Annotated in this window: 20 protein-coding genes; 8 read left to right on the top strand and 12 right to left on the bottom strand. The window is 49.9% G+C overall.

Going from position 1 to position 25,488, the window contains the following annotated elements:
• Positions 1–26: 26 nt before the first annotated feature.
• Both K4H28_RS15230 and K4H28_RS15225 read left to right on the top strand, forming a co-directional pair.
• Positions 27–1,331 carry an EAL and HDOD domain-containing protein gene (locus K4H28_RS15230; protein ID WP_221005988.1) on the top strand — a complete coding sequence of 435 codons (1,305 nt, stop codon included), beginning with the start codon at positions 27–29 and terminating at the stop codon, positions 1,329–1,331.
• Between the two features lie 10 nt (positions 1,332–1,341).
• Positions 1,342–2,691, top strand: a complete 1,350-nt coding sequence (locus tag K4H28_RS15225) for a GGDEF domain-containing protein (RefSeq protein ID WP_221005987.1) — start codon at positions 1,342–1,344, stop codon at positions 2,689–2,691.
• Between the two features lie 40 nt (positions 2,692–2,731).
• On the opposite strand, the gene fabI is transcribed toward K4H28_RS15225, so the two are convergent.
• From fabI to K4H28_RS15210, 3 genes are all read right to left on the bottom strand, one after another.
• A complete protein-coding gene (fabI, locus tag K4H28_RS15220) occupies positions 2,732–3,499 on the bottom strand; it encodes an enoyl-ACP reductase FabI (protein WP_221005986.1) in 768 nt (255 codons plus the stop codon).
• Between the two features lie 181 nt (positions 3,500–3,680).
• Positions 3,681–4,115, bottom strand: coding sequence for a hypothetical protein (locus K4H28_RS15215; protein WP_221005985.1), 435 nt, complete (start codon positions 4,113–4,115; stop codon positions 3,681–3,683).
• Positions 4,116–4,202: 87 nt separating this feature from the next.
• The gene (locus K4H28_RS15210; protein WP_221005984.1) at positions 4,203–4,553 is read right to left on the bottom strand and encodes a hypothetical protein; all 351 of its coding nucleotides are present in this window, start codon (positions 4,551–4,553) and stop codon (positions 4,203–4,205) included.
• 160 nt (positions 4,554–4,713) lie between these two features.
• On the opposite strand from K4H28_RS15210, the gene metH reads away from it, so the two are divergent.
• Positions 4,714–8,469: a methionine synthase gene (gene metH / locus K4H28_RS15205; protein ID WP_373312753.1), complete on the top strand. Its 3,756-nt coding sequence runs from the start codon at positions 4,714–4,716 to the stop codon at positions 8,467–8,469.
• A 122-nt stretch (positions 8,470–8,591) separates the two neighbouring features.
• Here the strand turns inward: metH and K4H28_RS15200 are convergent, their stop codons facing one another.
• The 4 genes from K4H28_RS15200 to K4H28_RS15185 form a co-directional block, all read right to left on the bottom strand.
• On the bottom strand, positions 8,592–9,425 hold the full coding sequence (locus K4H28_RS15200; protein WP_221005983.1) for a hypothetical protein: 834 nt from the start codon (positions 9,423–9,425) through the stop codon (positions 8,592–8,594).
• Between the two features lie 51 nt (positions 9,426–9,476).
• The gene (locus tag K4H28_RS15195; protein ID WP_221005982.1) at positions 9,477–10,751 is read right to left on the bottom strand and encodes a HEPN domain-containing protein; all 1,275 of its coding nucleotides are present in this window, start codon (positions 10,749–10,751) and stop codon (positions 9,477–9,479) included.
• Positions 10,752–12,316: 1,565 nt separating this feature from the next.
• Positions 12,317–13,570, bottom strand: coding sequence for a serine/threonine transporter SstT (gene sstT / locus K4H28_RS15190; protein ID WP_221005981.1), 1,254 nt, complete (start codon positions 13,568–13,570; stop codon positions 12,317–12,319).
• Positions 13,571–14,018: 448 nt separating this feature from the next.
• Positions 14,019–15,647, bottom strand: coding sequence for a methyl-accepting chemotaxis protein (locus K4H28_RS15185; RefSeq protein ID WP_221005980.1), 1,629 nt, complete (start codon positions 15,645–15,647; stop codon positions 14,019–14,021).
• A 452-nt stretch (positions 15,648–16,099) separates the two neighbouring features.
• Here K4H28_RS15185 and K4H28_RS15180 point away from each other — a divergent pair, with 452 nt between their 5' ends.
• On the top strand, positions 16,100–16,819 hold the full coding sequence (locus K4H28_RS15180) for an EAL domain-containing protein (protein WP_221005979.1): 720 nt from the start codon (positions 16,100–16,102) through the stop codon (positions 16,817–16,819).
• Positions 16,820–16,933: 114 nt separating this feature from the next.
• Here the strand turns inward: K4H28_RS15180 and K4H28_RS15175 are convergent, their stop codons facing one another.
• The 3 genes from K4H28_RS15175 to K4H28_RS15165 all read right to left on the bottom strand — a co-directional run bounded on the left by K4H28_RS15175 (position 16,934) and on the right by K4H28_RS15165 (position 20,168).
• Positions 16,934–17,869: a ChbG/HpnK family deacetylase gene (locus tag K4H28_RS15175; protein WP_221005978.1), complete on the bottom strand. Its 936-nt coding sequence runs from the start codon at positions 17,867–17,869 to the stop codon at positions 16,934–16,936.
• A gap of 205 nt (positions 17,870–18,074) precedes the next feature.
• Entirely contained in the window at positions 18,075–18,884 is an 810-nt protein-coding gene (locus tag K4H28_RS15170; RefSeq protein WP_221005977.1) for a transporter substrate-binding domain-containing protein, read from the bottom strand.
• A 147-nt stretch (positions 18,885–19,031) separates the two neighbouring features.
• On the bottom strand, positions 19,032–20,168 hold the full coding sequence (locus K4H28_RS15165; protein WP_221005976.1) for a PQQ-dependent sugar dehydrogenase: 1,137 nt from the start codon (positions 20,166–20,168) through the stop codon (positions 19,032–19,034).
• 271 nt (positions 20,169–20,439) lie between these two features.
• Between K4H28_RS15165 and K4H28_RS15160 the strand changes: the two genes are divergently transcribed.
• Both K4H28_RS15160 and K4H28_RS15155 read left to right on the top strand, forming a co-directional pair.
• Positions 20,440–21,417 carry an SPM autocatalytic domain-containing protein gene (locus tag K4H28_RS15160; RefSeq protein ID WP_221005975.1) on the top strand — a complete coding sequence of 326 codons (978 nt, stop codon included), beginning with the start codon at positions 20,440–20,442 and terminating at the stop codon, positions 21,415–21,417.
• Positions 21,418–21,557: 140 nt separating this feature from the next.
• Positions 21,558–21,764 (top strand): hypothetical protein, encoded by a 207-nt coding sequence (locus K4H28_RS15155; RefSeq protein ID WP_221005974.1) that lies wholly within the window; start codon positions 21,558–21,560, stop codon positions 21,762–21,764.
• Between the two features lie 28 nt (positions 21,765–21,792).
• Here K4H28_RS15155 and K4H28_RS15150 read toward each other — a convergent pair whose 3' ends face one another.
• Together K4H28_RS15150 and K4H28_RS15145 are read right to left on the bottom strand one after the other, a co-directional pair.
• Positions 21,793–22,356, bottom strand: coding sequence for a DUF2799 domain-containing protein (locus tag K4H28_RS15150; protein ID WP_221005973.1), 564 nt, complete (start codon positions 22,354–22,356; stop codon positions 21,793–21,795).
• Positions 22,357–22,560: 204 nt separating this feature from the next.
• On the bottom strand, positions 22,561–23,562 hold the full coding sequence (locus tag K4H28_RS15145) for a YeiH family protein (protein WP_221005972.1): 1,002 nt from the start codon (positions 23,560–23,562) through the stop codon (positions 22,561–22,563).
• 110 nt (positions 23,563–23,672) lie between these two features.
• Here K4H28_RS15145 and K4H28_RS15140 point away from each other — a divergent pair, with 110 nt between their 5' ends.
• Together K4H28_RS15140 and K4H28_RS15135 are read left to right on the top strand one after the other, a co-directional pair.
• A complete protein-coding gene (locus tag K4H28_RS15140) occupies positions 23,673–24,563 on the top strand; it encodes a LysR family transcriptional regulator (RefSeq protein ID WP_221005971.1) in 891 nt (296 codons plus the stop codon).
• A gap of 250 nt (positions 24,564–24,813) precedes the next feature.
• Positions 24,814–25,374 carry a hypothetical protein gene (locus K4H28_RS15135; protein WP_221005970.1) on the top strand — a complete coding sequence of 187 codons (561 nt, stop codon included), beginning with the start codon at positions 24,814–24,816 and terminating at the stop codon, positions 25,372–25,374.
• Positions 25,375–25,488 lie beyond the last annotated feature (114 nt).

The following is a 25,488-nucleotide window of genomic DNA, read 5'->3' as shown; positions in this document are numbered from 1 at the left end:
AATTCAACTCTAGCTAAAATTTCATCATGTTCACTTGGCTCAAAGATTGGTTCTCCCAATCTGCACCTCAACCCACGACGACATCACCCATTCCGCCGACCAGCCTGCGCAGCGGTGTGCATCACGGCTTGATGCGGCGACAATTGATTCTCGACCATCATTTGCGCGCCCATGCCTATGCACTGTCTTTACGCCATTTACCTCAGGCCACGCACGCCGAGGCACATTTGCTGCGTAATGATGATATTTTGCTCTGCGAAGTCAGTATTTTATTAGCGCAAGAACATTGCCCAAAACGACCACTTTGGTTGGAGCTCGAATGGGAAAGCCTAGCTTCTCCCCGCTTTGCCGGCATTCATACCGAGCACGCGCTGACTTTAATTGCACGCGGCCCATTACCCGCGTCCAATCCACAATTAATCCATGACTTCAAGCAGCACTGGAAATCGCATACTCTGGGATGCGATTTCAATAAAGCACTTCTAAACTTCCCGCACTTAGGTGAGCAACTCCAAGTCATTCGTATCCATATTAACGATGCGGATATCAGCCAAATCAGCAGCCTCATTCAACAAAGTCTGCATTTAGCACCGAACGCCAAAATATGGGCCGATGGGGTGCAAAATCAAGAAGCGGCCGAAGCGTGTATCGGCATGGGCGTGAACTATGTTTCAGGAGCTATTTTCAGCCAAGCACCGCAGCTTGGCGGGCAACTACCCGCCTCATTTATGCGCCTCAATCTTGCCTTGCAGCAAGCCCAAGCTGGCGCGCCTTTTGCCGACATTGCCGAAACTATTCGCGTTGACCCCGCTTTATCGACTCGACTATTACGCTACGTGAACTCCGCAGCATTTGGCCTCAATCACCCCATCCATCACTTGCTAGATGCTTTAAATTTGCTGGGTCAGCAGCGTCTATATCGCTGGCTGGCTTTATTATTTTTTAATCCCTGCTCTGCAACGCCGCTGGATGAAACACTACTCGAAGCCGCCTTAACACGAGCCCGCTTGATGGAGCAGCTTGGCGAAAAACAATTTAGCGCTGAGCAATGCGAATTACTATTTCTGACGGGCTTGTTTTCTTTACTTGATTATTTACTGCGGGTACCGCGCAGCCTATTGTTGAACGAATTGAAAATGCCAGAGCTGGTCGCGCAAACGCTCACAGGTAGTCCAACTGTACTGACACCCTATCTCAATCTGGCGATTCAAAGCGAACAGGGAGAGATGCCCAGTGCCAATGATTTAGCGCAGTGCCAATGCGACGCGGCACATTTTAATCAGCAACAACTGGAAGCAACAATGTGGGTATTGACCACATTGTCGAGCTAAGGCGCCTAAGATGCCGTGGCGACAAGGGATAGAAACTCCATACAAGAATTCCCCCACCATCAAGCTACGCTTGTATTTTGTATTGGGCTTACTGATTTTTACCGTAACGCTCTTGCTGTGGCATCACTGGGGAATGAACCGCTATTTGCGCATGGATGCAAAATCATTTACCGCCATCGCCACCGTTGAACCTGCCACAGAAGGTGCCGCCTATAGCTCCAGCGCTTTGACCTTAAAACCAGAAGGTTGGCAAATCAACTGCGAACTCATTTATTCAAAATATCCACCCTATTGCGGCTTAGACATTGTGTTGGGTAGTGAGCAGCAAGGGCTTGATTTATCTCGCTTTGATCAGGTCAAAGTTCGCTTTTTGTTTGGCAAAAATGAAGAGCACCTCAGGCTATCCATTTTTAATTACAGCGACAAATACAGCCGAGAAAACGATTATTTAAGCCATAAAGTAGAGGAAGCCATCCTACCTAGCCATACTGGATGGCAAGAGCTCAGCTTTGCACTCACGGATTTTAATATCCCATCATGGTGGATTATTCAAGAAAATGTCCCCCCCGCAGATGCCGGTAGCGAATTTGACCGCGTCATGCAAATCCGCATTGCGACGGGCTACGATGCCAAAGAGGGGCCGCAACAATTCACCGTCGCGTGGCTAGAATGGCGCGGCAAGTGGATTAGCGCAGAGTCCTTGCGCTTGTTGCTGATCTTTATGTGGCTGATTGCAGGCATGCTGTGGATATTATGGGAGTGGTCGCGAAATCTAAGTCGATTAAACCGCAGTCGACAACGGCAGCGTTGGCTGGAAAGCACCAATCAATCTTTAAAAGAATCAACCCAAGAACTCACTCATCGCGTGCGAATCGACCCGCTTACGCAGGCACTCAATCGTGAAGGTCTGGCTGAATTTCTCACCGCCCATTGCAGCAGCAGCGAACAACCAATTAGTTTGATTTTCTTAGATATTGATCACTTTAAACAAGTGAACGACCAACATGGTCATATGATCGGCGATATTGTTTTACAGCGTTTTGCCCAACAAATTCAACAACAAATTCGCCCCAGTGATTGTTTGGTACGCTGGGGAGGTGAGGAATTTTTATTGCTCAGTATGCAAACCAAATTACGCGGCGCGGCAGGATTGGCCGAGAAAATACGCCTGAGCTTGGCGCAGGTGGACTGGCCAAATGACATTCAACTGAGCTGCAGTGCTGGCGTCGCCGAAATGGTCGAACATGAAGCTTTTGCCAGCCTCGTGGCTCGAGCAGATGCCGCGCTCTACCAAGCCAAATCAGCAGGAAGAAATCGAGTCGAGTTGGCCGAGCCCCTGTCTAGTGCCGGATGTATATGACTGTAGCAATTGATAAATAATAGCTACAGTCATATACCTATCAGGCCAAGATATTCATCCCGCCATCAACATAAAAAGTACTACCGGTTAAACGAGCCGCGCCCGCTTCGCACAAGAACGCACTGGCTTCGCCGACATCATCAATATCCGGTAATTCACGCAGCGGCGCACTGCCAGTTGCATTGCTAATCAATAAATCAAACTCACGAATCCCGCTGGCAGCGCGGGTTTTAACTGGACCTGGTGAAACAGCGTGCACGCGGATTTTTTTCGGGCCGAGTTCAGTCGCCATATAACGCACCGCGCATTCCAGCGCCGCTTTTACTGGCCCCATCATGCCGTAATTGGGTACGACTTTTTCGGCGCCGTAATAACTCATCGCCAGCAAAGTGCCGCCCCGCGTCATTAATGGCTCGGCGTGATGCGCCATGCGAATAAAGGAATGGCACGACACATCCATGGCCAGCGCAAAACCAGCTGCCGAGCTATCCACCACGCGGCCATGCAAATCATCTTTTTGCGCAAACGCGATGGAATGCACACCAATATCAAGTTGCCCATATTTTTGCTTGATCGCAGCAAAAAGCTCACTCACCGACGCTTCATCTTGCACATCGCACAATTGCGTAATGCCCGGCTGTAGTTCATCAAATAGTGGTTGAATGTACTTCAGTGTTTTTTCAGTTTGATACGTCAAAATCAATTCGGCACCGCGCGCTTTCAGTGCTTTAGCCACGCCATAGGCAATCGAGCTTTCATTGGCAATCCCCATCACTAGGGCAACTTTTCCTTCGAGTGAACCCGCCATCTTGCTTCTCCTTATCAATTTTAAATAAGACAAACCCTGCTGCGTTGCAACAATCATACTCGCTCAACCATCCCCTGACATGACATTTTTACGTCGGCCAAGCTCAAGTGCGACGGCATTGAGCAGACGCAAAAAAACCAGCCACTTGGGCTGGTTTTTTCAATCCGATCTGCCAAAAAAATCATGCAATCGCTTTAATTGAAGTTGTCGGTTTTTGCTCTGCTTCGGCTCTAGGCTCAGGTTGCGGTCTTGGATTGGCTTGCGCTTGTTGCTGCGCATATTCAGCCAGAGCCGCTGCAGTTTGTCGATTTTGTACCGTTTTAAGCGTATCGAGTGCTTGATCGGTGCTCACGCCCGTATTGCTGTTGCTCGACGAAGAATCTTCATCATAACGATCTGCAGCATTGGCGGCACTAGCGGCATAGGTATCAAATTGCTGCTGCGCTTGCTTAGAAATAAACACTTGCTCAGCAACGGGCTTAACCGTTTCGCGCACTTCTTGACGCTGCTGTTGCAATTGTTTTTGCAGCTCTGCAGCCCCCACCGTAGTGTTGGTTGCACTCGTGGGCGGTGTAACGGGCACATTACTAACAGATGAAGAAGTAATCGGTGACATGATAGGTACTCCACGGGCTAACTAATGATTACAGCATACACCGATCTTTACAAAATCACAGCGTAAAAAAGACCAATGGAATCATATTCATGCGTGCATATCGAGTGTTTTTCCGATACCGATTTCGTCGTCTTGCTCAACGCTCGCTGCCATTGCCTCATATTCAAAAACGCGGGTAGCTGCCACAGGCCGCATCGGCACGAATTGCATCATCGCCATTGTTGAAATATGCGGAAAAAGGCGCTGCGTTTTGACCGCTGCTGGCTCTGCTTGCTGCGCAATCACAGCTTCTTTCGTGACTTTTCTGAGGTGGTGACCTTGTAGTTCGTATTGCGCAATCTTCGCCTGAAACTCGTTTTGACCCGCACTCCGGCGTATCGCGCTGGCGAGCGATAAGGGATTTACTTTGCGGGAAGACAAAACAACAGGGGCGGCCATACACGAACAACTCCAAGATCGATGGTCTTAGCTTAAAGAAATCACCCCACAGAAAATAGGTAAAAGTCGGCAGTTTCATGGCAATTAATGCCAAAATATCAACAACTAAAGGCCTACGCTGAGCATCGGCAGTAAGGCAATTCCCTGCTGGCATGGTAAAATGTCAGGTTACCTCGTATTGATTTCTGGATTATTCATGACCCGCCTCAAATTACTCCAAGATTTACTTGAACAACGCATCCTGATTTTGGATGGCGGCATGGGCACGATGATCCAGCAATACAAGCTCGATGAAGCGCAATACCGTGGCGAGCGCTTTGCTGATTGGCATACCGATGTGAAGGGCAATAACGATTTGCTGGTGCTCACGCAGCCGCACATCATTGCCACGATTCATCAGCAATACCTCGATGCGGGTGCTGACATTATCGAGACCAATAGTTTTAACGGCACCGCGATTGCGATGGCCGATTATGAAATGCAAAGCTTGGTGTGGGAGCTCAATTTTGCCGCCGCCAAACTGGTCAAAGACCTCTGCGTGGCGCAAACAGCCAAAACACCAGAAAAACCACGTTTCTGTGCCGGTGTTCTTGGCCCAACCAGCCGCACCTGCTCGATTTCACCCGATGTGAACGACCCGGGTTTCCGTAATGTGACGTTTGATGCGCTGGTCGAAACCTATCTTGAAGCCATCGATGGCCTCGTTAAAGGTGGCGCGGATATTCTGCTGGTTGAGACGATTTTCGATACGCTGAACGCCAAAGCCGCTGTGTTTGCGATCAAGAAATACTTTGCTGATCGCCCTGAGACCGAAGAACTGCCGATTATGATTTCCGGCACGATTACCGACCAATCAGGCCGTACACTCACTGGGCAAACCACTGAGGCATTTTTCAATTCGCTGCGCCATGCCGATCCGATCTCGTTTGGTCTGAACTGCGCGCTCGGCCCTGATCTGCTGCGCCCTTATGTCGAAGAAATGAGCCGCATCGCCGACACCTATGTGTCGGTGCACGCCAATGCAGGTCTACCCAACCCACTCGCACCAACGGGTTACGATCTTGATCCGGACATGATGGCGGTGGATATCCGCGAATGGGCCGCATCGGGCTTTGCCAATATCATCGGCGGCTGCTGTGGTACGACACCAGCGCATATCGCGGCGATGTATCAAGCGGTGAAAGATTTACCACCGCGTAAAATCCCTAAAATTGAAGCCAAATGTCGTCTTTCTGGGCTAGAACCATTCAACATCGGCGATAACGATCTCTTCGTCAATGTCGGTGAGCGTACCAACGTGACGGGTTCGAAGGCTTTTGCGCGTTTGATTTTGAATGGCGACTACACCACAGCACTCGATGTGGCGCGCCAGCAAGTGGTGAACGGTGCGCAAGTCATCGACATCAATATGGACGAAGGCATGCTCGACGCCACCAAGGCGATGACGACCTTCCTGAACCTGATCGCCGCCGAGCCAGACATTTCGCGCGTACCAATTATGATCGACTCATCGAAATGGGACGTGATCGAAGCGGGTCTGAAATGCGTGCAGGGCAAATGTATTGTTAACTCGATTTCGATGAAAGAAGGCGTCGAGCAATTCAAGTACCACGCCCGCCTGCTGAAAATGTACGGTGCGGCGGTGATTGTGATGGCGTTTGATGAAGTCGGTCAGGCCGATACCTACGCCCGCAAAGTTGAAATTTGCGAAAAATCCTACCGCATCTTGGTCGACGAAATCGGCTTTAACCCTGCCGACATTATTTTCGACCCGAACGTATTTGCCGTGGCTACCGGTATCGACGAACACGCTCGCTATGGTCTGGACTTTATCGAAGCGACTGGCTGGATTACCGACAATCTACCGCACGCCAAAGTGAGCGGCGGCGTATCAAATGTGTCGTTTAGTTTCCGTGGCAATAACAAAGTGCGCGAAGCGATCCACGCCGTATTCCTTTACCACGCGATTTCCAAAGGCATGACGATGGGTATCGTCAACGCCGGCGCACTCGAAACCTACGACCAAGTACCGGTTGTACTGCGCGATGCGATTGAATCGGTTGTACTCATGCAAACCGATGATCCATTGGCCGCCACTGAAGCACTGATTACACTGGCTGAATCGTTCAAAGGCGACGCCAACGTGGCCAAGGGTGAAGACCTGTCTTGGCGCGAATTGCCGCTGCAAGAGCGGATTACGCACTCATTGGTCAAAGGGCTAACGACCTTTATCGTTGAAGACACCGAAGAAGCGCGCTGCTCGGTTGAGCGCCCGATTCACGTCATCGAAGGCCATTTGATGAATGGCATGAACGTCGTTGGCGATCTATTTGGCGCCGGTAAAATGTTCTTGCCGCAAGTGGTCAAAGCCGCGCGCGTGATGAAAGCCGCCGTTGCGCATTTAGAGCCATTTATCGACGCCGAAAAAATCGCGCTCGGCCTGCAAGATCAGCCCGCCAAAGGCGTGATTGTGATGGCCACGGTGAAAGGCGATGTGCACGACATCGGTAAAAACATCGTCGGCGTGGTGCTGCGTTGTAATAACTATCAAGTCACCGACTTGGGCGTGATGGTGCCAGCGCAAAAAATCCTCGATACCGCGCGCGAAATCAACGCCGACATCATCGGTCTATCGGGCTTGATTACGCCAAGTCTGGAAGAAATGAGCCACGTTGCCAAAGAAATGCAGCGCCAAGGCTTTAATATTCCGCTACTGATTGGCGGCGCAACCACATCCAAAGTGCACACCGCAGTCAAAATCGATCCGCATTACCAGAACGACCAAGTGATCTACGTGGCCGACGCCAGCCGCGCGGTGGGCGTGTGCTCGAACTTGCTGAGCGATGATCTGAAACCAGCCTTTATCGCCGAAGTGAAAGCCGAATACGCCAAAGCGCGTGAGATTTTCGAGAGCAAAGATCGCACTAAATTGATCAGTCTTGCCGAAGCACGCTCGCACAAATTTGCACCAGACTGGGCAACGTATACACCGCCAGCGCCTAGCTTCCTTGGTGTGCGTGAATATACTAATTATAGCCTTGCAGAAATCGAGCCGTTTATTGACTGGACGCCGTTCTTCCAAAGTTGGGAATTGCATGGCCGCTACCCTGCGATCTTGCAAGACGAAGTGGTCGGCGAAGCCGCCAGCAGCTTGTACGCCGATGCCAAAGCGATGCTCAAAAAAATCGTCGACGAGAAATGGATCGCCGCTGCGGGCGTGATCGGTTTCTTCCCTGCTGCAAGCGTCAATCACGATGATATCGAGCTCTACGACCCAGCTACTGGCGAAGTCGCGATGACGTGGCACAACCTGCGCCAGCAATTGCCGAAACCTAAGACTGGGGATGTGAAACCGAACTGGTGCTTGGCCGACTTTATCGCGCCAAAAGAAACTGGCGTGAAAGACTACATCGGCGCCTTCGCCGTGACAGGCGGCATCGGCATCGACGCGCCAGTCAAAGCCTTTGAAGACGCCAACGACGACTACAGCGCCATCTTGCTCAAATCACTGGCTGATCGCTTTGCCGAAGCCTTCGCCGAACACATGCACCACCGCGTTCGTACCGAATTGTGGGGTTATGCCAAAGATGAAGCATTGAGCAACGACGAGCTAGTCGACGAGAAATACGTCGGCGTGCGCCCAGCCCCCGGCTACCCAGCCTGCCCAGACCACACGCCGAAAGTCGATCTATTCAAAGTGCTGAACGCACCAAATATCGGCATGACGCTGACCGAAGGCTATGCAATGCTGCCGACCGCAGCGGTAAGTGGTTTCTACTTCAGCCACCCAGAGTCGCGCTATTTTGGCGTGGGGAAAGTGACGTTGGATCAGGTGGAAGATTACGCGGCGCGGCGTGGCGTGAGCTTGGCTCAGGCGGAAAGAGATTTGGCACCGAATTTGGGGTATGTGGCGTGAAGTCTTGATGGGTTTGGGTTGTAGGGAGATACGTCGATGGATGAAAAAGCCCCGCAGATGCGGGGCTTTTTCATGGGCATTTAGCGAGAGCTTTTTATGAAATAAGTCAAATTTTCTGATGTTTATTTATCAAGGTTTCTCAGAAAATCAGGGAGGAATTGGATGTATTTTTTATTGAGAAGTGTGTCTCCGAAGTATTCAACAAGAGCAACAGAGATTTTTCTTGATAACGATAAAGTGAGTAGCCAGAGCACTAGTATAGGGGAAAGCTGAGGTAGTAAAAAGATCATGGGTGAGTTGATTTTTAAACTATATGAGTTTTTCATTTCTTCAAATAGCTTATTTAACTGCGTGCTATCTTGATCGCTTAAATTCACTGATGTTGTCTTTAATTGATGTTGTAGGGCATCTAAGTCTTCTTTGCTTACATTGTTTTCTTTTTTTAATATAGTGGTCAACGTTTCATTAAGATTCTTGCAGTCTGTTTTTGCGTTGCTGCTGTCTGTTAAGTGTTTTTCAGTACATTTATTTTTAATAAATGTACTGAATGCGTGTCTGGGTTTTTCAGTTGCGTAATAATTATTCTCGTCAAATGAGTATCCAATGTTGTAAAAAATCCCAACGTAGCTGATTAGTGCTATTCCTGAAAGGATCTCGGCTTGTAATTTGAATCTTTTCTTCTTTTTGTCTAGTGCCTGAGAGCATTGTTGTGAGGATAAATTGATATAATTAGCTATTGTGCTAAGGTAAAATGTTGCTAGCACTAATAGTACGGCCACAAGAAAGCTGAAACTTGCTTTGCCCTTTTCAAAGGAGCCATAGAAAAAATAGACTGAGCCTAAGAATAATGCGATGAATATAATTAATTTTGAGATTAAAGGTAGGGGTGATTTTTTCGTCAAATATTCATTTGGCGTCAGGCCCCGTTGATTATATAAATTCTTTAATATTTTCATAAACATTGGTCTTTGTTCTTTGATTCGAGTCTTCGTTGATCGCGATTTGCTTTATATTTCTGCTTGCATATTGCTATTTTTATAATCAACACCTTTTAAATTTACCAGTGTCTCGTAGCTAATGTTTGATAGCTCTTCTAGTACCTCGTCTATTTTATTTGACTCTTCAACTAACTCAGACTCACTAAGCTCTACAATTCCGACGCCATGAACTATCTTGTTTCTGAATCTTTGGGCATTAGTTATAGACTCCATTGTTTCCTTGGGAATTACTTTTTTGTTGGCGTACAGATACCTGCATTGCATTAATATGTTGGAATGATTAGTCTTGTGTTTTTCAAAAATATCATTCTCATTAGAAGATAGTATGCAAGCGGTGTATACTATGCTTTGAAGCTTGTTATACTTTGTTATGAATTCAGCTACATTACTATTTGCAGTGCCGCTCAGATTTTCTGCTAACTCCTCTCTGTCTGCATCTTCAATGTGGAGGTCCCCGATTGAGTCAAGTGCAGATTGAATCTTTTCACATAAATCTTTGCTTATTTGCTGCAAATCATCGAGCTCACTCTTTGTAATTCCTTTACAGTGCGCGATCTTACACCTGTAGTCATACAGCCTCTCCCATTTTGTTTTCAAATATTCAGAATCGCAATTGACTTTTATCGAGAAATACCTTTCCCAATTTGTGAATGGGATATATTGCTTCAGGTCTTTCACTGAAATTGTTTCATTCTCTTCTTTTTCTTTTATTGACTCTATAAATCTCAATGAGTCTGCCTTACTGTATTTCTTAAAAAGGAAGTTTGATAACTGAATAAAATCTACTTCTTGAAGAAAATTCGTCTTCTCTTTTTTTCCTTCGGAGCGAACCGAGTCAAGCACTTCTTTAGGTGTTGCATTGTCACTCCAGTCGTACCCAATGCTAATTGCCATGAATTTGGCTATTAGCTTCCTCATTAAGTTTTCTGTCTTATATATTGTTGGATATCCTTGAATGCAATATTCTTCACCAATGCCATCATGCAAGATGATGATTTGCCTTCCACTCGATCTTGTGCATATAGTTCTTATTTCTCGTGCTAGTTGTTTGTATTTTTCATGGTTTTCGTTTTTAGAATCCTCTAAAATAAGGTCATAATAAATAGATGAGTCTGTTAAAGTGCCCTGTGCCAACTGATAACTAAACTCACATTCCTTATATACAATAACATCCCCATTCTTGAAGCTGATTTCAGCATGGCTAGAAATTAGGCTTTTAAATTTTTTCACAGTTGTACAAAAAGAGTCTTTTGCTTCAAAAGTAATTAGATATTCACTTTTCATATTAATAGCCTGCAGGGCGGGTGGTGACCCGCGCTGATCTGTCCATCGATATGGCTGAATCGTTGCTTGATCAGCCACCCCTTAATTAACGTCTAGCTTACCATACCTGAATGTCTGGTTACGCCTTCTGCTAAATCATCCTACGCTAAATCATCCTTTTTGGATTTTGCGTGAGGTGTTGAATTGGATTGGCGGGTTATCCCCCAAGGGGACTTGCTTCGAGGCGCGCCAACGGCTAACCCGCCCTACAATCAATGTATTTGATTGCAGCTATTTATCTACAATGCTTAGCTGGCAATACATCGACTTTATTGCAAACATCGTTGAGCTGCGCGAGATCCCTTGTGTCGCGCCGAGTGAGGAACAAGCGGGGCGGGGTTTTTGGGGGCAATGTTTGAGGCCGTAGGCCGAGTTTTGGCCCCAACCGCCTCGATTGTCCGCAGCGAGGGAACGGGCGTAGCCCGCGCAGATACTAGGGTCGCCTTTCTTTGGCCCACCTTTCTTTGGCGAAGCAAAGATAAGGTGGGTGCCGCGCGGCATTAGCGCGACTCAGCGTTGAAAAATCACAGCCATGTAGGGCGGGTTAGTTTTATCAACCCGCGCTGATCGCTATTTGTGATGTTGGCATTATATTGGCGGGTTACGCCTTCGGCTAACCCGCCCTACGAATCAACGTATTTGATTGTAGGCATCTATCTACAAGGCCTAGATGGCAATACATCGACTTTATTGCAAGCCTCGTTGAGCTGCGCGAGATCCCTTGTGTCGCGCCGAGCGAGGAACAAGCGGCAAGGGGCTTTCGGCGGGTTCTGTTTTGTTAAAACCCGCCGCCTTGCCGATTGTCCGCAGCGAGGGAATCCGACGAAGTCGGACGCAGATGCAGCCATGTAGGGCGGGTTAGTTTTATCAACCCGCGCTGATCGCTATTTGTGATGTTGGCATTATATTGGCGGGTTACGCCTTCGGCTAACCCGCCCTACGAATCAACGTATTTGATTGTAGGCATCTATCTACAAGGCCTAGATGGCAATACATCGACTTTATTGCAAGCCTCGTTGAGCTGCGCGAGATCCCTTGTGTCGCGCCGAGCGAGGAACAAGCGGCAAGGGGCTTTCGGCGGGTTCTGTTTTGTTAAAACCCGCCGCCTTGCCGATTGTCCGCAGCGAGGGAATCCGACGAAGTCGGACGCAGATGCAGGGCGGCCTTCTTTTGCTTACTTTTCTTGGCCGTTCAAGAAAAGTCAGTGCCGCGCGGCATTAGCGCGACTCAGCGTTGAAAAATCACAGCAGATTGAATCAAACCAAAATACGAAATCCGGTGCAATTCGCGCAACTGTTGACACCCTACGATACTGATGTATTTGATTGCAGCCTTTTACTAATGATGCCTAGCAGATAATACATCGACTTAATAACAATCCTCGTTGAGCAGCACGAGCTTCCTTGTGCCGCGCGGCATCAGCGCGACTCACGTCAAAAGATCACCACTCATTCAGCCACAACAAAAAAGCCTCGCAAACGCGAGGCTTTTTACTTATCACTAACGCCGCGCTATTCACGCAACACTCAAGCCCGTTCGTTCGCCAACTCGCCTTCGGGTTCAAAGCCTTCGGATGCAGTTTCAGCGGCCATGCATGCGGCAGCGGTAAAGAGCACGTCGGTTGAGCTATTGAGCGCCGTTTCCGCCGAATCTTGCACCACGCCGATGATAAAGCCGACTGCCACCACTTGCATCGCCAAATCGGCATTCAGACCAAACAAGCTGCACGCCAATGGAATCAGCAACAGCGAGCCGCCCGCCACACCCGAAGCGCCACACGCGCCAATCGCCGAGATCACGCTGAGCAATAGCGCCGTTGGCAGATCAACTTGAATGCCCAAGGTATGTACTGCCGCTAACGTGAGCACGGTAATCGTAATTGCCGCGCCCGCCATATTGATGGTTGCGCCCAATGGGATCGACACTGAATAGGTGTCTTCATCCAAGCCCAACTTTTTGCACAAAGCCAAGTTCACGGGGATATTCGCGGCTGAGCTGCGGGTAAAGAAGGCCGTCAGCGCGCTTTCGCGCAAGCACATGAATACCAGCGGAAATGGATTGCGACGAATGACCAAAAAGACGATCAATGGATTGACCACCAGCGCCATAAACACCATCGCGCCGACCAGCACCAGCAGCAGATGCGTATAGCCGAGTAGCGATGACAGCCCTGTGGTCGCCACTGCTTCGGCGACCAAACCAAACACACCAAATGGCGCGAAGCGAATCACCATTTGCACCACTTTGCTCACTGCGCCCGCCATATCATCCAGCGCTTGTTTGGTGCTGGCGCTCGCTCGTTGCAAAGCCAAACCCAGCGCGACGGCCCACGCCAAAATGCCGATGTAATTGCCGCTCGATAGCGCTTTGACTGGGTTCTCGAAAATCTGGAACAGCAGCGTGCGCAAGACTTCGGTAATTCCACCCGGTGGCGTCGTGCCATTGGCTGGCGCAACCAGCGTTAACATCGACGGGAACATAAAGCTCGCCACCACGCCAATCAACGCAGCACTGAAAGTACCGATCAAATACAGAAAAATCACGCCACGCATCTGCGTTTGCGCGCCCTCTTTTTTGCTCGCAATCGCGTGCATCACCAGCAGAAACACCAAAATCGGTGCGACCGCCTTCAAGGCGCTCACAAAAATGGCCCCTAACAGCGCCGCTTGCTGGCCCGCCGCTGGAAAAAAGAAAGCCAGCGCAATGCCGGCTGCCATACCAAACAAAATTTGCAGCACAATATTGCCCTGCAAAAGCTTATTCATCATCATCTTAAACATCAGTCCAACCCCCTATACTGCTTTGTTTTAACACGCCAAATCGCACTGGCGCGCATGGATGGACGTATCAGACCATGCTAGAGAGATTGTAAGAATTAGGGCTTGCACCAATGAAGGGGTTTAATTTGCGCCAACGCAAATAAGACAAGGGCATGCTTTCAAGTATCGTCACACCGCTGCAAATAACTACAGACACTGATAATCATCAAGATAGGGTCTGAGTAAAGCAAATACATCGGCTTTGTTCAGACTTGGTGTTGATATGTTTGAAAATAAACTGAATTCGCCCCTTCCCCCGTCAAGGGGGAGGGGATGCCACGATTCTTTAAACGCTATCAAAACCTAATCTGAATATTACCCAATACATCTTAAGTATAGACCTACAAGCATTATCAATTAAAGCCCTCAAGGCTATACACCATCAAGAAACAATCAGATCAATACTCAATTACAAACGGAACCGCTTCACCACACTATGCAATGAGCCGGCCATTTGATTTAAGCCATTCAAGGTCTGACGAGTTTGCTGCAAGGTGTGATCGGTGTGATTCACCTGCTGACTGATGCGCTCGGATACCTGAGCAATTTGCTCGGTAGCCAGCGATTGCTCGCGAGTGGCTGACGAAATTTCGTTGATTTGCGTGAGCACGCCCTGCATTTCACCCTGCATGGTGGCAATACGCGTATTCACAGCATCAATCGTCTGCCGGCTTAATTCGGCGCCGCTGGCGGTGGCGGTGGTGCGCTCGACGGCGCGGGCGGTTTCTTCGCAGATGTGACTCAATAGCGATTCAATTTCAATCGTGGCGCGGCCCGTGCGCTCGGCCAAGCTACGCACTTCATCGGCTACAACGGCAAAACCACGACCTTGCTCACCTGCGCGAGCGGCCTCGATGGCTGCGTTCAGCGCCAATAGATTGGTTTGATTCGCGATGTCTTTAATTACATGGGTGATGCTATTAATTTGTTTCGATTGGCTATCGAGCTGGCTAATCGAATCAGCCAGCGCATGCAGCGTCGTGCCCATCGTGGCGGCATGCAACTTCATCTCGCCCATGGATTGAGCGCTGCTGCGTGCGCCAGTATCGGCGTGACTGATGGCGTGCTCGACTTGATGGGTGCTATCGGCAATATGCGCGATACTGACGGTGACTTCTTCAATCGTCGCGGCGGTTTCTGAAACCAAGTCCGCTTGCGAACGAGATTCAGTGGCCAATTGATCGACCACTTGTTCAATGTTTTGCACGCCTTGCTTCAGGTGATTGGTTTCAGTCTCAACGGTCTTCATCAGTCGGTGCAGCTCACCGATAAATTGATTGAATGCGCCGGCAATCTGACCGGTTTCATCTTGGCGACGGTCATCGAGTCGGATGGTCAGGTCGGCTTCACCGCTATTAAGCTGTCGCATCGCCGCGAGCAAGTCTTCTAAGGGGCGGGTTACCAAATTGCTGAGCCAAAACGACACGATCACCGAGAGCAAAATCAGAAGCAAACCAGTGCCTGCTTCCTTGAGCAATAAGTGACGCAGCGTGCTGTCTACCACGGCGAGATCCGCATCGGCCACCGCGACAATCGTGTTGCCATTGGCAGTACGAAATGGCATATAAATCGAGCGGAAATTACCAAAGCCACTGCTGTATTCGGCCCAAGTGCGTTTGTTCTCGCGCAATGCCGTCAGCAAGGCTTCATTCGGATTTTCGTACACTTTGAGGTATTGCTCTAGCTTCGGATCTTTTTCTTCATCCGCCGAAAGCGAAGACAACACATAGTGCGGCTTATTGTCTTTGATCACAAAGCTGTAAACAAATGGCAGGCCAAGTGATTCGGCAAACCGGGTTAGTTTGACGCTCAAAGCGCGCATCTGCGTCAAATCTGCGCTCTCGCGCGGCACCAGATCATTGTGTAACTCGTCGGGAATCATAAAACGATAACCGTTGGCCGCCGAAATCAGCTGATCGTCGATGGCCTTCATCGCGATAGCTCGCGTCTCAAAGTAGCTAAAAATACAGAACGTGACCACCGCAAGCGAGGTCAATAGGATTAAAACTAGCCGGATTTTGGCCTTGAGCGTTTTCATGTTGATACCAGGTAGACAGTTTGATGAATCTGAGAAAAATACAATAGGCACGCTGGCCCAAGTCATAGTACCGCTTTAGTTGACCCCACCTGCGCAGATGACAAAAGCGTTGACTCGCCAAATTGAGTAGGTTCAGCCGTCATTCCCGTATCAGAGCATGCTAATCAAATTGCAAGAACTAGGGTTAGCACCAATGTGCGCGCATTTTTTGCGTCTGCACAAATAATACGCCCACATAAAATGCGCAGATTAATCCACTTTTGCGTTTCTCTCCCTGATGCGTAATTTCTTTACAAGCTCTCGACCAAATACCCGACTAGGCAAGCTAAAACTTACTCTATATGTATAAAAAACAGTATTAACTCATCTTCATGTCCATTTCACACGAATACCATTTGGGCAAAACCATCTCGATGGTTACAATAGTGACAACCATTCTCATTGACATACTTATGCGAAATTTAAGTGCCAGCCTCTTGCTGGATGTATTGGGGCAGCAGCGTTTTGGGGTGGAATATCAGCCTTTAGTCGACACGGTAACTGGCGAAATTACCGCCTATGAAGCACTGGCGCGTTTTTACGATCGTAGTGGTACCACGCTACGAACAGACCATGTTTTTGACGCCTTACACGATAGCCCACTGACCTTGTTTCAGGTGGAGCATCAGATGAAGCAGCTGCAAATTGAGCGCGCGCCAAGTGGTACTTTATTTCTGAATTTGGATCCCGATGCCTATTCAGTGGCTGAAGAAGCCGAAGCGAGCCACCCCTTGCTGGAGTTGATCTGCCAACGGCCCAATGTGGTGCTGGAAATCATTGAGAATAGTGATTTGTCGGATGCCAAACAAAGCGCTCGGATGGCCGAGGCATTTTCGCAGCGGCAAGTGCAATTGGCACTCGATGATATTGGCGCGCCGCATTCTATGCTGTCGCTACCACTGATGATTCAAGTCGATTGCCTCAAGTTTGACCGCAATTGGTTTGCTCGACTCGATTGCCCAATGTATCAAGCCGCCTTGGTGAGCCTGATTCGCTATGCACGTGAAACAGGGAAACAAACGGTGATTGAGGGGGTTGAAACGATGGCGCACCTCGAAAAAGCGCGCGCCTTGGGCGTGGATTTGGTACAAGGCTTTTTATATCGACCGCAGTTTATTACACAGCAAGCTTAACTGCATAGTTTAGTGTATTGCCTTGAACACCTTGATTTTCGCCTCATTCCATCATCCATCTAGAGCGAGTTGGGATAGGCAATCCCGCGTAAATTACGACTTGTGAGTGCAGAATCAGACCAAAACCGCAGGCTGCCGATGCTTAACCTCACTGCGCAGAGCGGCAATTTCTCGCATGCCAATCACGTGAAAACCTTCGCGCGCGATAAGGTCGCGCAAGCCTTGGCTGGCAAAAAGCCGATAATCCGCCACACGCGTTTGCCAGTCGGGCGCGATGGCGCGTAGTTCTGGCGTATCGTGGGCTGGATGGCCGATCAAGCTATACACACCGGGGGCGGCAAAATAGTATTTCAGTACATGATCGGCCCAGAGCAAGCGCTCTTCGTTAGTCAAATACTGGCCAAATGGCAGCACGGCCCAGGCATCGATCGGATTAATTTGCTGCTGCGCGGCAGCAATTTGCGCCGAAGTCTGCTCGCACAGCGCGAGCGGCATTTTACTGTCTTCTGCTAGCGTACTCGGGTCGCGGTAGTGGGGAGTGAGTACGGGGAGCTTGGCTTCTTGGCTTAGGCGCAATACATGCTTGAAAATGTCCGGATGCAGTGCCGTCATCATGTGCGTATCCAGATGCGTAAGCTCGAGCCCCAATTGCTGCGCGCGATGAAGCTGGGCTGCTAGCTCCTCATACACCAGATCGAGCCGCGCATTTTGATACGTATCGACGGCGAGCGGATAGAAATAGCCGATGTGATCACTTAAACCCGCCAGATTGCCCCGGCCGGTAATGGGCCCCCAGCGGTAATGGCTGCGCCATTCGCAATTGAGCGTTAGATGCAGACCCATATCGGCGCTATCGCCCGCTTCCTGCGCGGCCTGAACTGCCGCAGGAAACCACGGACAAGGCGCCATCGCCGAGGCCGAACTCATATTGCTCACACCATGCAGCTCGCGCCACGCGCTGACAGTGGCTTCGCACATCCCGATGTCGTCGGCGTGAACGATGAGAATTCGGTCGGTGGCGCTAAAGCCAAGCCGTTCTTGTAGGGTCATTCTGGGCACCTGCCGCGTAAGATCAGCAAAATTATGCCATGCGCCCTCAGGCTGAGGTGACTTATCCACAGCGAACAAGCGATTAGCGACTTATTCCCCACAGCGCTTGCTGCGGGGCTCCCTTGAAAGCAACGCCACCAAATTATATTCATAGGTATCTGACGCTAGGCATTGCTGAACAATGCCTAGCAGCCAATACATTGAATTAATTCCGACTTGGGCTAATCGTGAAAATTCGAGAAATAGGCGCGCTGCTTTGTGGGCCAAACCAGCGGTTGAAAATCGCCAATGCTTCGCCGCTTTTTTCCATGTCGACCAGCGCATTATTGATTGCGGCTTGCAAGGCTTTTTCGCCCAATGGGATGCCCACCGCGTAAATTTCTAGCGCCAATGAAAAGTCGCTGAGCGCATAACGGCTGCGCTGCGCTGCGGGCATTTTATTGAGCGCCAAGGCCAATACCGGCGCATCGTCGACCACACCATCAACGATTTCAGCATTCAGCGCTTTGATCATTTCTGGTACATCATCAAACTCAGCGAGCTTGGTTTTGGGGAAATTTTGTCGCAGTAATTTGGCGCCCGTCGATGCTGTCGCTGCGGATAAATATGCGCCAGCTAAGTCTTTCTCACTATTAAAACGCCCTTTTTTCGCCAAAATACGCGTATCGGTAACGAAATACCCCACGCTGAAATCGATTTCTTTATCACGCTCAGGCGTGCGCGAGAGTACGGCAACGACGATATCGACTTTGTGTTGCTTCAGCCACGGCAAGCGATCATTCGATTCCAATGTTTTGAATACTGGTTTTACATTCAGGCGCTTGGCAATGCCCTGTGCAAATTCGATGTCGTAGCCTTTCAGCACGCGCGTTTGTGGATCAAGAATCGAAAATGGCGGCGATGAATCACGCACGCCGATGGTGATCGTGCCATTACGCTGAATGGTGTCGAGTGAGTTTGCAAAGGTCATCGCGCTGGCGAGCAGCAAAGTAGCGGTCAAAAGAGTACGAAGCATGTTTATGCCTTTGGTTAGGGGGTCGGTTTAATGTGGCGCAGCGTTCAGGCTACATCGTTCTTCCGCCGCTTGCCCTGTACTGAAGTTGAGGCAGTTTAGGTGAATTTATGACGTTCGCTAGCTAGGGAAAGCAGCTAAAGTTAATTCCTAGCTTGGCTCCAGCCGCAGCAGTGCGCCATCGGCTTCGTCGGTCAGCAGGTAAAGCAAACCATCGGGCCCGACCCGAACGTCGCGAATGCGACCAAACTGGTTTTTGAGCAAACGCTCTTCATGCACCACGCGATCACTATCAAGCTCTAGCCGAACCAGCATTTGATATTTGAGCGCGCCAACAAACAGATTGCCCTGCCACTGCGGAAATGGCTTGCCTTGATAAAACGCCAATCCCGACGGCGCAATCGACGGCGTCCATTGATAAATCGGCTGGACCATGCCCGCTTTGGCGCTGCCTTCGCCAATTTGGGTGCCGATGCCGTAATTCACGCCGTAGGTAATCACGGGCCAACCATAGTTGCGGCCAGCGCGAACAATATTCAGTTCATCGCCGCCTTGTGGCCCATGCTCAGTCGCCCACAACTCACCACTGACAGGGTTTATTGCTGCACCCTGCATATTGCGATGCCCGTAGCTATATACCTCTGGACGAGCTTCATTATTTTTGCGAAATGGATTATCAGCAGGAAAGCGACCATCATCGTGCAGGCGAACGGCCTTGCCGGCCAAATCAGTCAGTTGCTGCGCACGATCTTTGTCGCCACGATCGCCCTGCGTAATCAGCAGCATACCGCTGCGATCAAACACCAAGCGCGAGCCAAAATGAACGCCAGCCCCGCTACCCGGGCGTTGCCGGTAAATTTGTTGAATGTTTTCTAAACGATGGCCTTTTGCGTCGCTCACCCATTGCCCACGCGCCACTTGCGTGGATGCACCACGCCCTTCTTGACCTGCGTAGGAAAAATACACCCAACGATTTTGGACAAAATTCGGATGCAAAGCCACGTCGAGTAAACCACCCTGACCGCTAGCGACCACAGCAGGCAAGCCCGCCACAGCGCGCGGATCTAGCTCGCCCTTGGCTGAAATCAGGCGCAAGCGCCCTTCGCGCTCAGTCACCAACATTCGACCATCAGGCAAAAAGGCCAAAGCCCACGGATGCGCCAGCCCGCGCGTCAATGTTTGCACCCGAAAATCATGCCGCTCCGAGCGAATCACTTCATCCGCTGCCTGCACGGGCGTCAGCACAAGCAATAGACCACAGACCGTATGGATATAGATTCGCGACATGGTTTTACTCCGTGATCATTCAAGTTCATCCTTAGATATATAAACATAGTCATGAAAATGATGCATTCAGCTGCAGATTACTTTGCCGTGTGGCTTAGTCGTGCATCTGCCGAATCGGCGAGCTCGGTCTCTCAAATTGCTGCCGCTAATCAGTTCAACGCTGATGGCGTGGCAAGCCGCCCTCTGCTTTCAATGAATACGACCGATAAACTCAGTATGCTTTGCATGCAAGCCAACTTTGAACTGCATGCATTCACCACTGAGGTGCATCATGCGGATTGTCGAATCAGATCTAGCCTTATCAGCGCAGCGTAGTTTTCAGCGTGAGCAAACCGAGCGCATGTCCGTCCGTTATGAAGCACCGCGCCCCGTTCCGAGCAATGTTGACGACTCAGTGAGCATTTCGAGTGCCGCGCGGATGATTGAAGAGCAAGAAGAAGCGGTTAATAACGACCCACGCCTTCGAATGATCAAAAGCCTGCTTGAGGCGATGCTGGGTAGAGAAATAACATTAGGGCATCAAGCCAAAGACACAACAGAATATAGCTCACCGAGTAATACCCCCGCCCCTCTCGAAGATGGATTTGAAATTCAATATCACGCCAGCGAACACGAAAGCGAGCAAACCCAGTTTCAAGCAACGGGCGTGATTAAAACGGCTGATGGCCGTGAGATTAGCTTTACCAGCGAGCTCAAATTGAGCCGCAGTTTTAGCCAAAGCATAGACATCAATATCGCCACCGGCAGCGCTGCGCGGCCCAAGAAAGACCCGCTGGTGCTCAATTACGATGCCCCCGTTGCAACGCTCTCAGATAAAACTTTCCAATTTGATATCGATGCCGATGGCAATAAAGAAAACTTGCATATGCTCAACCGTGGTAGCGCTTATTTGGCGCTAGATCGCAATCGCGATGGCAAAATCAATAATGGGACTGAATTATTTGGTGCCCAAAGTGGCAATGGCTTTGCCGACTTGGCGCAATACGATGGCGACCGCAATGGTTGGATCGATGAGGGGGATGCCGTTTATGCCGACCTCAAGCTGTGGCTCAAAGACGCCAGCGGCCAAGACCAGTTGCTTAGCATCAGTCAGCTGAGCATCGGCGCGATTTCGTTAAGCTATGCCCGTGGCGACTTTGATTTGAATAATCAGCAAAATCAAAATTACGGGCAAATTCGCAGCTCTGGCGTCTATCTAAATGAGAACGGCCAAGTTGGCACGCTGCAGCAAGTCGATCTCAGCGTCTAAGCGTCTCCAACCCTCGCGCCCAAGCTGCACGATTGTGGCAAATCAACAAGCCAACAAATGATAATGATTTTCAATTGTATTTATTGCAAAATAGGCTTAAATTGAATCTCAAATCATCCAACCGCAATAGGAGCGTCACGATGACATATTCTCCGCTTTGGGCTGGCGCGCTCAGCTTGGTGCTCATTCACGCAGAAACCGGCTGTCAGCATGCCGCGCAACAAGCCGCCAAATTATTAGCCCACTTAGCCGATGAAGAAGGAATGGAATCTGAAACCCGCGCGCTGTGCGAGCGCGCCAGTGAGCGGCTGCGTAATCAGCCAATCATCGCGCAGCACCATGTTTAACTGAAACGACCAGCTGAATGAAATCGGCTTATTGTGGATACAGCAATGGCGCTGCGATGGCTTGAACGCGCAACACATCGCGCATGCGGCGATCATCTTTGTTTTGTTGATTGAGGTTTTCCAGCTCACGCTGCAAACGGCGACGGTCTTTGTCATTGCCAGCGGCTTTGATTTTTTCTTGCAATTTATCGCGCTGAATGGCGTATTGGCTAATGCGCAATTCGGTTTGCTCTAAATTGCATTGCACCGTATAGCGCTCAAATCCGCGCTGGTAAGCACTTTGAAATGCCGCTTGCGTCGCGGCGGGGCAAACATTCGCGACCGGCGTACCGCGCAGGCCCACTTGATAGCCATTCGATGCGGTGCAATAACTACGCAGCCCTTCACTGCGGCCACTATTGTATAAATTCAGATCGGGTTTTACTTTTTGCTTGCGGCAAGACTCTGCGTGATCCGCTGCGCGTGACTCATAGCCATTTTGCCCATCACGCAAGCCAATACTGTACCAGTCGCCAGTGCGGCATTCACTTTCACTCAGCGTAGAACAAGCGCTCATCAGCAAAACGAGGGATAGGGCAATCAGGATACGCATTACTAACTCTTTGTCATATTGAATGGCGGCATTCTAATGACGAGTCAGTGGCAAATCTGGTGAAAAGTAACAGCAAACAGCCGCACTATTCACACCGCATAATTGACGATTTACGCTTCTCTCTCGGCGGGATGGACTGAATAAAAAACCGCTCAACCTCACTGAAGAAGTCGAGCGGCTTTGCTTATTAGTAATATCAGCGATTTACCAGTGGCCGCCTAAGTATTGCATCACCAAACTTGAGCCTGCGACCATAATCCAAACCAACAAACCCAAGGCAACGGGACGCCAGCCGGTGTTTTTCATTTTGCCTAAGTCGGTCGACAAACCAATCGCAGTCAACGCAGCGGTGATCATGATGGTCGAAATACTGTGCGCGGTACTGGTGAGCATTTCTGGTAAGTAACCGTTAAAAATCGACGCGGCCAAAAACCACACGATAAACCACGGTACCGCATGTGCAATGCTAGCGCGCTGAACTTGGCCATCTTCTGCCGCATTGCGTTTCATAAAGACAAAACTCAAAATCAATGTAACGGGAATAATCAGCATCGCACGGCTGAGCTTCACAATGGTGGCGTGGTCCCCGGCCGCTTGGCTCCAAGAATACGCCGCAGCCACTACCGATGAAGTATCGTTAATCGCCGTTCCTGCCCACAGGCCAAAGCCCGCATCCGACATCCCCAGCCATTGCCCGATCGGTGGAAAGATCAGCACCGCAACAATATTAAATAAGAAAATCGTCGACAAAGAAAACGCCGTTTCATGATCATCGGGTTTAATTACGGGCGTCATCGCGGCAATGGCCGAGCCACCACAGATGGCCGTACCGCCACCAATCAATACACACAATTTGGTCGGAATTTTGAGCAATTTGCCAAAGGCAAAAGCGCTAACAAAGGCAATCGACAAGGTCACCAGCGTCACCGAGAGTGATTTCAAGCCAGTATCCATCACCGCACTAATCGGCAGCGCCAGCCCCAAGCCGACAATCGACCATTGCAGTAATTGCTTGCCCGCAAACTGAATACCCGGCAATTGTTGGGCGGAAATTGAAAAGCGGCTGCGAATCAGCAAACCCAATAAAATCCCCGCTACTGCGCCGCCCATCAGCGGCATTTGTTCACCAATGAGCTGAGCAACAACGGTAATCCCGGCAACGAGCAGTAGGCCCGGTATGAGCGACTTGAGCGTGGCGAGTTTCATAATTTATCCCGTGTTGATTAAATAATGAGCACAGTGTAAAGTCGGCCTAACCATCTTGAATAACGGATATTTCTGGTTAGTTAATCGGAAAAACCGATCAAAGGCACACGATGCTAAAAATGACATTGCGGGAATTAGAGGTTTTTTGCGCCATCAATCGCACCGGCGGCGTCACCACGGCAGCGGACGCCTTGGGCTTGTCGCAATCGGCGGCCAGTGGCGCATTGGCCGAATTAGAGCGCCGACTCGGCGTGAATTTGTTTAATCGAATCGGCCGCCGCGTCGTGCTCAATGAGCATGGCCGCTATCTCTTACCGCGCGCCGAAGAGCTATTGGCGCAAGCGCAAGACCTAGAAAACAATTACAACGACGGCGCCCCTAGTCGCCTACATATCGCCGCCAGCCTGACCATTGGCAATTTTGTCTTGCCCGGCCTCTTAGGCCAATTGATGCAAGCGCGCCCCGAAGATCGCTACGACGTGGCGATTGGCAATTCACAGCACGTGATCGAACGCTTACTCGATAGTCGAGCCGATATTGGCCTGATTGAAGCGCCGATTACGCATCGGCAATTGGTGAGCGAGCGTTGGCTGAGCGATGAAATGACGATCTTCGCCCGCTTTGATCACCCGCTGGTGAGGCAAACACCGAGCTTAAGCGAGCTGGCGGCTACGCCATGGATCATGCGCGAACCCGGCTCGGGCGTACGAAAAATGCTCGAAGCAATGCTACTGCCGCATCTGGGCGGAATGAATTTACTGCTTGAGTTGGGCAGCGGCGAGGCGGTACGTGAAGCGGTTCGCTTGGGTTTAGGGATTTCCTGCGGCTCGAAACGCGCGATTACGCAAGAACTAGAGCGCGGCGAATTTGCGACAATTCCGCTGCCGAATATACCGATGGAGCGCCGTTTTTACATCGTCTGGCACGCCGAAAAACGCCTCACCGCCGGCGCAGAGCGGCTACGTATGGCCTGTCATGCGATGATGAACAAGCCGCCTTAAAACAACGTAGATCACCATCAAATCATTCACTCTGATCGGATACAACGGCTAATACTCTTGGATTTATCCAACACTCAAAAGGCATCGTCCGACTCAATTTCGGGACTGATTTCGTCAAAACATCAGAGTCAGCTTAGATAATTAAATCTGCTACGCTTATGCTTGGGCTAAATTCGGCGTCAAGGTCTAAGCGAACCGTCAATATCGCAACCCTCTACAGGCAATTGTTTCAAGCAAGGAGTTAACTTCTATGTCGCAAATCATTATCAAAATGGAAAGACCCTTTGTCGAAGAGTTATTCGCACGATACAAAACTCAAATTGGTAACGATTTTCTGGGCTATCGCAACCACGTTTACCGCACGATCACTTATACGATGCATTTTCTGGGCAATGCCAAAGAACACGAGCGACTGGTTGAAGCTGCGTTTGTTTATCACGACATCGGGCTCTGGACAGATCATGAATTAGCTTATCTAGAACCGTCCGAGGCGGTAGCGCTGGCCGACAACCAAAAATTAGGGCTAGGATTTGATCCAGATTTGCTTCGTGGTGCGATTCATTGGCATCACAAAATTTTTCCCTACACAGGTCCACATCAGGAAATCATCGAGGCCTGCCGTAAAGCCGACTGGATCGATGCTTCGAAAGGCATGCTGCGTAAGGGGCTCGGAAAAAATGTGATCGCCGAGGTCGAAAACGCGTTCCCGAATCTTGGCTTTCATAACACGTTGCTTCGGCTTGCCAAAGATTATGGTGGCTCAACGCTGATTGGCGGTATTAAGGTAACGCGCGGGATCGTCAAGTGGTGACCACTAACTTGATTTTGGGCGAGCCACTGACTCACTGCCCTCATCAGGGTATTGCCTTGTAGGCATCGATTAAGAACGGCAGTAACTTAATACTTCTTCATCGATGCGCGCCGA

It is taken from the genome of Deefgea tanakiae (assembly GCF_019665765.1).
GTDB classification, from domain to species: domain Bacteria; phylum Pseudomonadota; class Gammaproteobacteria; order Burkholderiales; family Chitinibacteraceae; genus Deefgea; species Deefgea tanakiae.
Note: the sequence above shows the minus strand (reverse complement) of the source record. Positions and strands in the feature narration are given on the sequence as shown.